9 protein-coding genes are annotated in these 11229 nt (G+C 67.0%); 5 read left to right on the top strand and 4 right to left on the bottom strand.

The window, feature by feature from the left end:
• Positions 1-149 precede the first annotated feature (149 nt).
• The 4 genes from WS66_RS16520 to purN all read right to left on the bottom strand — a co-directional run bounded on the left by WS66_RS16520 (position 150) and on the right by purN (position 4873).
• A complete protein-coding gene (locus tag WS66_RS16520) occupies positions 150-1346 on the bottom strand; it encodes a DesA family fatty acid desaturase (RefSeq protein ID WP_059603957.1) in 1197 nt (398 codons plus the stop codon).
• A 210-nt stretch (positions 1347-1556) separates the two neighbouring features.
• On the bottom strand, positions 1557-2936 hold the full coding sequence (locus WS66_RS16515) for a mechanosensitive ion channel family protein (RefSeq protein WP_059603959.1): 1380 nt from the start codon (positions 2934-2936) through the stop codon (positions 1557-1559).
• Positions 2937-2951: 15 nt separating this feature from the next.
• Positions 2952-4214: an RsmB/NOP family class I SAM-dependent RNA methyltransferase gene (locus WS66_RS16510; protein WP_059603963.1), complete on the bottom strand. Its 1263-nt coding sequence runs from the start codon at positions 4212-4214 to the stop codon at positions 2952-2954.
• Complete coding sequence (gene purN, locus WS66_RS16505) at positions 4211-4873, bottom strand: phosphoribosylglycinamide formyltransferase (protein ID WP_059603964.1); 663 nt, start codon at positions 4871-4873, stop codon at positions 4211-4213. Before purN ends, WS66_RS16510 begins: the two co-directional genes overlap by 4 nt.
• Positions 4874-4996: 123 nt before the next feature.
• On the opposite strand from purN, the gene WS66_RS16500 reads away from it, so the two are divergent.
• From WS66_RS16500 to dut, 5 genes are all read left to right on the top strand, one after another.
• The gene (locus WS66_RS16500; RefSeq protein WP_059603965.1) at positions 4997-5989 is read left to right on the top strand and encodes a bifunctional riboflavin kinase/FAD synthetase; all 993 of its coding nucleotides are present in this window, start codon (positions 4997-4999) and stop codon (positions 5987-5989) included.
• 102 nt (positions 5990-6091) lie between these two features.
• Positions 6092-8929 carry an isoleucine--tRNA ligase gene (ileS, locus tag WS66_RS16495; RefSeq protein ID WP_059603966.1) on the top strand — a complete coding sequence of 946 codons (2838 nt, stop codon included), beginning with the start codon at positions 6092-6094 and terminating at the stop codon, positions 8927-8929.
• 2 nt (positions 8930-8931) lie between these two features.
• Entirely contained in the window at positions 8932-9432 is a 501-nt protein-coding gene (gene lspA, locus WS66_RS16490) for a signal peptidase II (protein ID WP_059603968.1), read from the top strand.
• Between the two features lie 67 nt (positions 9433-9499).
• Complete coding sequence (coaBC, locus tag WS66_RS16485) at positions 9500-10711, top strand: bifunctional phosphopantothenoylcysteine decarboxylase/phosphopantothenate--cysteine ligase CoaBC (RefSeq protein ID WP_059603971.1); 1212 nt, start codon at positions 9500-9502, stop codon at positions 10709-10711.
• Positions 10712-10766: 55 nt separating this feature from the next.
• Positions 10767-11213, top strand: a complete 447-nt coding sequence (gene dut, locus WS66_RS16480) for a dUTP diphosphatase (protein ID WP_057926079.1) — start codon at positions 10767-10769, stop codon at positions 11211-11213.
• Positions 11214-11229: the final 16 nt, after the last annotated feature.

Here is an 11229-nt window from a genome sequence, read left to right as displayed (position 1 = left end):
CGCTATCACCCGGGGCACCACGTCGCCGTGCCCCCAAGCCTCATACGAATTCCGGCGCTTCCGGTCGCCCTTCGAAAACCAGCCGCCCAAATGAAAAAACCCCGCCAACGCGGGGTTTGTGACGTCCTGAGATTCTAATCGATTTCGAATCAGGCGTAGCGACGCAGGCGCGTCGCGAATTCCTGCAGCGCCTTGATGCCGCTTTGTTCCGCGCGATGGCACCAATCCTGCAATTGCGCGAGCAGCTGTTCGCGCGAGGCGGTCGAACGATCCCAGATCGCGGCCAGATCCTGGCGCAGCTGGAAGTACGTATGCAGCTTCTGGCTGCTCGCGAAAATCTCCGGCAGCAGCTTCTTCTGCGGCTCGTCGAGGCCGTCGGCATCCTTGTGGAACCACTTGCGCGCGCCGCGCATCAGCTGGTACTTCTCGCTCGAACCGAGTTCCTTCAGGTGCGCGAGCTCCTGGCGGTACGCACGCTTCACGGCCTTGCCGTAGCGCGCCATCACTTCGTAGCGGTTCGACAGCACGGCCTGCAGCGTTTCCTGGTCGAGCACCGTCTTCGGCTTGTTCAGACGCGGGGTCGGGGCGACCTTCTTCACCTTCGCGAGACCGAATGCCGACATGATGCGGATATACATCCAGCCGATATCGAACTCGTACCACTTGTTCGACAGCTTCGCCGACGTCGCGAACGTGTGGTGGTTGTTGTGCAGTTCTTCGCCGCCGATCACGATGCCCCACGGGAACAGGTTCGTGCTCGCGTCGGCCGAGTTGAAGTTGCGGTAGCCCCAGAAGTGGCCGAACCCGTTCACGACACCCGCGGCCCAGAACGGAATCCAGACCATCTGCACGGCCCACACGGTCAGGCCGAGCACGCCGAACAGCGCGACGTCGATCACCATCATCAGGCTCACGCCAAGGATCGGGTATTTCGAGTACAGATTGCGCTCGATCCAGTCATTCGGCGTGCCGTGGCTGAACTTGCGCATCGTTTCTTCGTTCTTCGCCTCCGCGCGATACAGCTCGGCGCCTTCGAGGAACACCTTCCAGATGCCACGCGTCTGCGGGCTGTGCGGATCTTCCTCGGTTTCGCATTTCGCATGGTGCTTGCGATGGATCGCGGCCCACTGGCCCGTCAGCATGCCCGTCGTCATCCACAGCCAGACACGGAAGAAGTGGCTCGCGATCGGGTGCAGCTCCAGCGCGCGGTGCGCCTGGCAGCGGTGCAGGTAGACCGTCACGCCAATGATCGTGACGTGCGTGACGGCGAGCGCGAACAGCGCGACCTGCCACCACGAAAAGCGCAGGAGCCCGTGGGAAAGAAAATCGAGCAGGGAATTCAACAAGGCAGTTACCTGTGGTGAGAGCGACGCCGGCGCAGGCCGACGTCATAAAAATGAAAGCATACCGCGTGTAGACCGGAATTTTACTTCAACCGTTCCAAGTCTTTGTAAAAAATGAATATTTTCTTGTCTTGACGCAACGCGGACAGTCCATCGGCGGACCGGGAAAGCCCCGCGCTCCGGTTCTGACCGCCCGATTTGCCTGATTCGCGCCTAGGCAGCCGACGCCTGCCCGTCCCCCGCGCCGTTGACCGCCGCCGCGGACACGCCCTCGGCCACCATGCCGGTCGCGGCAAACCCGTCGGGCAGGCCGACCACGCGCACTTCGCGCTGCGGAAACGGAATCGAGATTCCGTGCTCGCCGAAAAGCCGCCAGATGTTGCGGTTCACGGACGAACGCACGCCCGACGTGCCTTTCGCCGAATCCTCGATCCAGAAACCGAGCTCCAGATCGATCCCGTCCGCGCCGAAGCTGACCAGGTACGCGGTCGGCGCCGGCTCCGCGAGCACGCGCGGCACGCCGTTTGCGGCTTCCGCGAGCACCGAGAGCGCCTGCTCGACGTCGCTGGTATAGGCGACCTGCACGGCGACCTTCGCATAGCCGCGCGTCAGGTACGACGACTGGTTCTGCACGACGTCGGTGATCAGTTTCTCGTTCGGGATCAGCGTCTCGTTGCCGTCGAGGCCGCGCACGACCGTATAACGCGTGCGAATCTGCGTGACGACGCCCTGCAGCCCGCCGACGCTGATCGCGTCGCCGAGCCGCAACGAGCGGTCGAGCAGGATGATGAAGCCCGACACGTAATTGCTGGCGATCTTCTGCAGCCCGAAGCCGAGGCCGACGCCCACCGCACCGCCGAACACGCCGAGCACCGTCACGTCGATGCCGACGAGCGACAGCCCGATCAGGATCGCCGCGAACACGAGCAGCGCGCGGCCGACCCGTGACAGCACGACCTTCAGGTTCGCGTCGAGCGTGGCGGCGCGCGCGAGACGCTCCTCGAACACGGAGCCGAGCCACATCGCGACCATCAGCGTCACGCACACCCACAGCGCGCCGGATATCACCGACAGCAGCGTCAGGTGCGCATTCGCGACGCGGAACTGCACACTGTCGAGCCACGCGATCACGTCGCGCTGGATCCCCAGCACCGTGAGCACCATCGCCGCCCACACGATCACCGACACGATCTTCTCGACGATCGACAGCCACGCATGCGTGTGGCCGTCACGGGCAAACACGCGCCGCGCGAAGAAGAACAGTACGTAGATCAACCCGATGCCGAACAGCGGCACGAGCGCGAGCGACAGCAGCGACGTCGACATGAACGGGTCGAACCCAAGCTGCGCGGCCAGCACGAACAGGCCGCCGAACAGCGGGAACAGCGCGCGCTTCAGGCTTTGCGCACCGGCACCCGGCGTCCGGCCGGCCGCGCGCCGGCGCGCGTCGATGCGGCCGTGCACGAAGCGCGCGGCGACCCACGCGAAACACAGCGCGCCGACGAGGATCGCTGCCTGCCAGATCATCACGGGCTGGTTGAAGTCGCGGATCACCGACGCGAGCCGGTGCGACAGCAGGCGGTTCTGCATCATCCGCGGGTCCTGCCGTTACTGCGCGCGCCGTTCGAGCACCGCGGCGAAGAAGCCGTCGGTCGCATGGCGGTGCGGCCACAGCGACAGGTAGTCGCCGGTCTCGAGCGCGATGCGCTGGTCGGCCAGCACCTTCTGCGCGGGCACCAGCACGAAGTCCGGATGATCGGCCAGGAACTGCTCGACGATCGCTTCGTTCTCCGCGTCGAGCACGCTGCAGGTCGCATATACGAGCCGGCCGCCCTTCTTCACGAGACGCGCGGCGCTCGCGAGGATCGACGCCTGCTTCGGCGTGAGTTCCTCGATCGACGTGCGCGTCTGGCGCCACTTGAGGTCGGGGTTGCGGCGCAGCGTGCCGAGACCGCTGCACGGCGCGTCGACCAGCACGCGGTCGATCTTGCCGGCGAGCCGCTTGATCTTCGCGTCGTGCTCGCTGTCGATCAGCACCGGATTCACGTTCGACAGCCCGCTGCGCGCGAGGCGCGGCTTCAGCTTCGTGAGGCGCTTTTCCGACACGTCGAACGCATACAGGCGCCCGGTCGAGCGCATCATCGCGCCGAGCGCGAGCGTCTTGCCGCCGGCGCCCGCGCAGAAATCGACGACCATCTCGCCGCGTCGCGGCGCGACCAGCGAGCACAGCAGCTGGCTGCCCTCGTCCTGCACCTCGATCTGACCTTCCTCGAACAGCTTCAGGCGCGTGAGCGCCGGCTTGCCGACGACGCGCACGCCGTGCGGCGCAAACGGCGTCTCGCCCGCGTCGATGCCGTTCGCGCGCAGCGCGTCGATCACCTGCTCGCGCGTCGCCTTCTGCGCGTTGGCGCGCAGGTCCAGCGGCGCCGGGTAGTTCAGCGCAGCGGCGAGCTGCGCGAGTTCCTCGGCATCGAAACGGGCCGACAGCGCCTGGTAGATCCAGTCCGGCAGGTTCGTGCGCACGCGCACCGGCAGGCTCGCCGGATCGATCTTCGACACGTGCTCGAGCCACGCGGCCTCGGTGTCGGACACGAACGGCTTCAGCGCATTGCGGCCGAGCGTCTGCATCAGGCCGAGCAGCGTCAGGCGCCGCGCGGGGCTGCCCGTGCCACTCTCGGCCAGGTGCGAAAACTCCATCTTCCGGCGCAGCACCGCGAACACCGCCTCGGCGATCACGCCGCGCTCGGCGTGGCCGAGCTTCGGGTGCGCGCGGAAGAACCGGCTCGTGGTCGCGTCGGCCGGGCCGGTGAACTTCAGCACCTCGGCCAGCAAGGTCTCGGTCTGGCCAATCAGGAATCCGTGCAGCTTCATACGCCCTCGCTCGTTTCGGTATGCGGTTGATCCGCGAAAATCCAGCGCGCCTCATCCGGCGGCACCACTGCCCGGCCGTTCTCGAGGCGCAGGCGCCCCTCGACGAACCAGCGCACGGCACGCGGATACAGCACGTGCTCGACCGTCAGCACGCGCTGCGCGAGCGCGGCCGCGTCGTCGCCCGCGCGCACGGGCACCGCGCCCTGCGCGACGATCGCGCCGCTGTCGAGCTCGGGAATCACGAAATGCACGCTCGCGCCATGCAGCGCGACGCCGGCATCCAGCGCCTGCTGGTGCGTGTGGATGCCCTTGAAGCTCGGCAGCAACGACGGATGGATGTTCAGCAGCCGGCCCTCGTATCGTCTGACGAAATCAGGCGTGAGGATGCGCATGAAGCCGGCGAGCACGACGAGATCGGGCGCGAAACGGTCGATCTCGGCGGCGAGCGCCGCGTCGAAGCTGTCGCGGCCGTCGAACGAGCGATGGTCGACCACCGCGGTCGCCACCCCGTGCGACGCGGCAAAAGCCAGGCCGGCCGCGTCGGGCCGGTTGGCGATCACGGCAGCGACCTCGGCCGGCCAGCGTTCCTGCGCGCACGCGCGGACGATGGCCTCCATGTTGCTGCCGCGACCGGAAATCAGGATCACGAGTTTTTTCATCCGCGAATTTTACCATTCGCCCCCGCGTTTCCCCCCTTCTCGGCCGCCGGGCCGCCCGAACGTTTATAATCTTCTGCTTTGCGGCATCCCACCGCCCATTCCCCGACCGCTGCATCCGCTATCGTGAAAGTCTTCCGCGGCCTGCCCAACGCCGAGAGCCGTGCCCCGTGCGCGCTGACGATCGGCAACTTCGACGGTGTCCATCGCGGCCACCAGGCCCTGCTCGCGCGCGTGCGCGCGGCAGCGGACGCGCGCGGCCTGCCCGTGTGCGTGATGACGTTCGAGCCGCACCCGCGCGAATTCTTCAATCCGGCCGGCGCGCCGCCGCGCATCGCGATGCTGCGCGACAAGCTCGAGGCGCTGCGCGATCACGGTGTCGACCGCGTCGTCGTCGAGCACTTCAACCACACCTTCGCGAGCCAGTCGCCGCAGGCGTTCGTCGAACGCACGCTGGTGAACGGGCTGCACACGCGCTGGATGATGGTCGGCGACGATTTCTGCTACGGCGCGAAGCGCGCGGGCACCTTCGACACGCTGAAGGCGGCCGGCGAACAGTACGGCTTCGAGGTCGAGCAGATGGGCACGGTCGCCGGCAGCGACGGCACGCGCATCTCGAGCTCGGGCGTGCGCGCCGCGCTCGCCGCGGGCGATCTCGGCGCGGCTGCGCAGGCGCTGGGCCACGGCTATGCGATCAGCGGCCACGTCGCGCACGGGCTGAAGCTCGGCCGCGACCTCGGTTTCCCGACGCTGAACCTGCCGATCGCGCACAAGCGGCCGGCGCTCGCGGGCATCTTCGTCGTGCAGGTGCACGGCCTCGGTCCCGACCCGCTGCCGGGCGTCGCGAGCCTCGGGCTGCGCCCGACCGTCGACGATTCCGGCCGCGTGCTGCTCGAAGTCCACCTGCTCGACTGGCACGGCGACGCGTACGGCAAGCTGATCCGCGTTGAATTCCTGAAGAAGCTGCGTGACGAGGCGAAGTACGACGATCTCGAGGCGCTGTCGCGCGCGATCGCACTGGACGTCGCGAACGCGCGCGCGTACTTCATCGAGCGCGACCGTGCGCCGGGCAGCCGCGCGACCGGCTTCTCGACGTCGGCAACCGACCGAATTAGCTGATCCGGACGGCGGCGCCTGGCGCCGCACCCTCGCGCCGCCCACTCGCGCGCATCCCCGATTCACGACGCCCGAGCGTCCCCCGATTTAGATAGCGATCCCATCATGAGCAACAAGAAAGCCGATTCGAAACCGCAGGCCAAGTATCCGGTCAACCTGCTCGACACGCCGTTCCCGATGCGCGGCGACCTGCCCAAGCGCGAGCCGCAGTGGGTCAAGGAATGGGAAGAGCGCGGCATCTACGAGAAAATCCGCGCGGCCAGCCAGGGCCGGCCGAAGTTCATCCTGCACGACGGCCCCCCGTATGCGAACGGCGACATCCACCTCGGTCACGCGGTCAACAAGATCCTGAAGGACATCGTCGTCAAGTCCCGCAACATGGCCGGCTTCGACGCACCGTACGTGCCGGGCTGGGATTGTCACGGGATGCCGATCGAAATCCAGATCGAAAAGCAGTTCGGCAAGTCGCTGCCGGCGGCCGAAGTGATGAGCAAGGCGCGCGCGTACGCGACCGAGCAGATCGAGAAGCAGAAGGTCGGCTTCAAGCGCCTCGGCGTGCTCGGCGACTGGGCGAATCCGTACAAGACGATGAACTTCGTCAACGAGGCGGAAGAGATCCGCGCGCTCGGCAAGATCATCGAGAAGGGCTATGTGTATCGCGGGCTGAAGCCGGTGAACTGGTGCTTCGACTGCGGCTCGGCACTCGCCGAGGCGGAGGTCGAGTACAAGGACCGCACCGACCCGACGATCGACGTGATGTTCGCATTCGCGGAACCGGAAAAGACCGCGCAGGCGTTCGGCCTGCCGGCGCTGCCGCGCGCCGAGGGCGGCATCGTGATCTGGACCACCACGCCGTGGACGATCCCCGCCAACCAGGCGCTGAACCTCCATCCGGAAATCGTCTATGCGCTGGTCGACACCGAGCGCGGGCTGCTGATCATCGCGCAAGAACGCGTCGAAGCCTGCATGACCGAGTTCAAGCTGACCGGCCGCGTCGTCGCGACCACCCCCGGCGTGAAGCTCGCGAACCTGCGCTTCCACCACCCGCTCGCATCGGCCCACCCCGGCTACAAGCGCACCGCGCCCGTCTACCTCGGCGACTACGTGACGACCGATACGGGTACCGGCGTCGTGCACTCGTCGCCCGCGTACGGCATCGAGGACTTCCAGTCGTGCAAGGCGCACGGGATGACCGACTCGGACATCATCAACCCGGTGATGGGCGACGGCCGCTACATCGAATCGCTGCCGCTGTTCGGCGGCCTGTCGATCTGGGACGCGAACCCGAAGATCGTCGATGCGCTGAACGCGGCCGGCTCGCTGCTGCGCAGCGAGAAGTACACGCACAGCTACATGCACTGCTGGCGCCACAAGACGCCGATCATCTACCGCGCGACATCGCAGTGGTTCGCCGGCATGGACGTCACCCCGCGCGACGACGGCAAGACGCTGCGCGAAACCGCGCTCGAGGGCATCGAGGCGACCGCGTTCTACCCGTCGTGGGGCAAGCAGCGCCTGTTCAGCATGATCGCGAACCGTCCCGACTGGACACTGTCGCGCCAGCGCCAGTGGGGCGTGCCGATGGCGTTCTTCGTGCACAAGGAAACCGGCGAGCTGCACCCGCGCACGCTGGAGCTGCTCGAGGAAGTCGCGAAACGTGTCGAGCAGTCGGGCATCGAGGCGTGGCAGACGCTCGACCCGCGCGAGCTGATCGGCGACGACGCGAACCTGTACGAAAAGAACCGCGACACGCTCGACGTGTGGTTCGATTCGGGCACGACGCACTGGCACGTGCTGCGCGGCTCGCACAAGGATCAGCTGCAGTTCCCGGCCGACCTGTACCTCGAAGGCTCCGACCAGCACCGCGGCTGGTTCCACTCGTCGCTGCTGACCGCGTCGATGATCGACGGCCGCGCGCCGTACAAGGGCCTGCTCACGCACGGCTTCACGGTCGACGGCGAAGGCCGCAAGATGAGCAAGTCGCTCGGCAACGGCATCGACCCGCATGAGGTCGCGAACCGTCTCGGCGCGGAAATCATCCGCCTGTGGATCGCGTCGACCGACTATTCGGGCGAGCTCGCGATCTCCGAGGAAATCCTGAAGCGCGTGACGGAAGGCTATCGCCGCATCCGCAACACGCTGCGCTTCCTGCTCGCGAACCTGTCGGACTTCGACTATGCGCAGCACGCGGTGCCGGTCGACGAATGGCTCGAGATCGACCGCTACGCGGTCGCGTTCTCCGCGCAACTGCAGACGGAACTGCTCGGCCACTACGAGAAGTACGAGTTCCACCCGGTCGTCGCGAAGCTGCAGACGTACTGCTCGGAAGACCTCGGCGGCTTCTACCTCGACGTGCTGAAGGACCGCCTGTACACGAGCGCGGCCGATTCGCGCGCACGCCGCTCCGCGCAGACCGCGCTGTACCACCTCACGCACGGCCTGCTGCGCGTGCTCGCGCCGTTCCTGTCGTTCACGGCGGAAGAAGCGTGGAAGGTGTTCCAGCCGGCCAGCGACACCGTATTCACGGAAACCTACTACGCGTATCCGGAAGTTGCCGGCGCGGCCGCGCTGATCGAGAAGTGGGCGCTGCTGCGCGACGTACGCGGCAACGTGACGAAGGCGCTCGAGGAGGCACGCACCGCGAACCGCATCGGTTCGTCGCTGCAGGCGGAAGTGGCCGTGCATGCGAGCGGCGCGCGCTACGACGCACTCGCGAGCCTCGGCGAAGACCTGAAGTTCGTGCTGATCACGTCGGCGGCAACGGTCGTGAAGGTCGACGACGAAGCGCAGGAAAGCGTCGACGTTGCGGCGTCGAAGTACCAGAAGTGCGAACGCTGCTGGCACTATCGCGAGGACGTCGGCGCGCACGCCGATCATCCGACGCTGTGCGGCCGCTGCTTCTCGAACCTGTTTGAAAACGGCGAAACCCGGAGCGCTGCTTGAATATGGCGAAGACTGTGTCGAAACCGGCCAGCGGCGCGCTCGCGCCCTGGCTCGGCATTTCGCTGATCGTGATCCTGTTCGATCAGCTGTCGAAGATCGCGATCCTGAAAACGTTCGCGTACGGCGCGCAGCATGCGCTAACGTCGTTCTTCAACCTCGTGCTGGTGTACAACCGCGGCGCCGCGTTCGGCTTCCTGTCGACCGCGAGCGGCTGGCAGCGCTGGGCGTTCACCGCGCTCGGCATCGGCGCCACGCTCGTGATCTGCTTCCTGCTGCGCCGTCACGGCCAGCAGCGGCTGTTCAGCCTGTCGCTCGCGCTGATCCTCGGCGGCGCGCTCGGCAACGTGATCGACCGGCTGATCTACGGCCACGTGATCGACTTTCTCGATTTCCACGTCGGCGCCTGGCACTTCCCGGCGTTCAACCTCGCCGATTCCGCAATCACGATCGGTGCGGTGCTGCTGATCTACGACGAACTGCGTCGCGTGCGCGGCTCGCGCTGAGCGCGCATACTCGGTGTCGACGGCCGGCTTCGCGCCGGCCGTTCCGTTTGACCCTTGGAGGCCTGAGTTGGCACACGCAGAACTCGCAGGAAAACACCTCGTTCTCGGCCTGACGGGCGGCATCGCCTGCTACAAGATCGCCGAGCTCACCCGGCTGCTGACGAAGGCAGGCGCGACCGTGCAGGTCGCGATGACCGAAGCCGCGACGCAGTTCATCACGCCCGTCACGATGCAGGCGCTGTCCGGCCGGCCCGTCTACACGAGCCAGTGGGACGCACGCATCGACAACAACATGGCGCACATCGACCTGTCGCGCGAAGCCGACGCGATCGTGATCGCGCCCGCGTCGACGGATTTCCTCGCGAAGCTCGCGCACGGGTTCGCGGACGACCTGCTGTCGACGCTGTGCGTCGCGCGCGACTGCCCGCTGCTCGTCGTGCCCGCGATGAACCGCCAGATGTGGCAGAACCCGGCCACGCAGCGCAACGTCGCGCAGCTGCGCGCCGACGGCGTGTCGGTGCTCGGCCCCGATTCGGGCGCCCAGGCCTGCGGCGAAGTCGGCGACGGCCGCATGCTCGAACCCGAGGCGATTTACGAAGCGATCGTCGCGCACTTCGCGCCGAAGGTGCTCGCGCACCGGCGCGTGCTGATCACGGCCGGCCCGACGTTCGAGCCGCTCGATCCGGTGCGCGGCCTCACGAACCGCTCGAGCGGCAAGATGGGCTTCGCGCTCGCGCGCGCCGCGCAGCAGGCCGGCGCCGATGTGCATCTCGTCGCGGGGCCGGTCGCGCTCGACACGCCGTGGGGGGTGACCCGCCAGGACGTGCAGACGGCACAGCAGATGTACGAAGCAGTGATGCAAACGGTGTCCGACGCCGACATCTTCATCGCGGTGGCCGCAGTCGCCGACTGGCGCGTCGATCATCCGGCAGAGCACAAGATGAAGAAGACGGCCGACCGCAAGATGCCGGCGCTCGCGTTCGTCGAGAACCCGGACATCCTCGCGTCGGTCGCGGCGCTGCCCGATCCGCCGTATTGCGTCGGGTTCGCGGCCGAAAGCGGCGACCTCGACGTGCACGGCGACGAGAAGCGCAAGCGCAAGAACGTGCCGCTCCTGGTCGGCAATCTCGGCCCGCTGACGTTCGGCCGCGACGACAACGAAGTCGTGCTGTTCGAGGCGGCCGGCCTTACGCGCCTGCCGCGCGCACCGAAGGACGAACTCGCGCACGTGCTCGTCGCGGAAATCGCGAAGCGCCTGCCGGACAACCGCCTGATCTGATCACCCGCGCGGCGGCCCGCACCGCCGCGCCCTTCCCGACCGATTCGACGACCGCATGAAACTCGATCTGAAGATTCTCGACGCGCGCATGCGCGATTACCTGCCCGCCTACGCCACCACCGGCAGCGCGGGCCTCGACCTGCGCGCGTGTCTCGACGCACCCGTCACGCTGCAGCCGGGCGAAACGACGCTCGTGCCGACCGGCCTCGCGATTCACCTCGCGGATCCCGGCTACGCGGCGCTGATCCTGCCGCGCTCGGGCCTCGGCCACAAGCACGGTATCGTGCTCGGCAACCTCGTCGGCCTGATCGATTCCGACTACCAGGGCCAGTTGATGGTCTCGACGTGGAATCGCGGCCAGACCGAATTCGTGCTGAACCCGTTCGAGCGGCTCGCGCAGCTCGTGATCGTGCCGGTCGTGCAGGCGCAGTTCAACATCGTCGACGACTTCGCGCAAAGCGATCGCGGCGAAGGCGGCTTCGGCAGCACCGGCCGACACTGAACGACACCACGCAAAA

It is taken from the genome of Burkholderia sp. LA-2-3-30-S1-D2 (genome assembly GCF_001523915.2).
GTDB classification, from domain to species: Bacteria; Pseudomonadota; Gammaproteobacteria; order Burkholderiales; family Burkholderiaceae; genus Burkholderia; species Burkholderia diffusa.
This window is presented reverse-complemented; position numbering and strand designations above follow the sequence as displayed.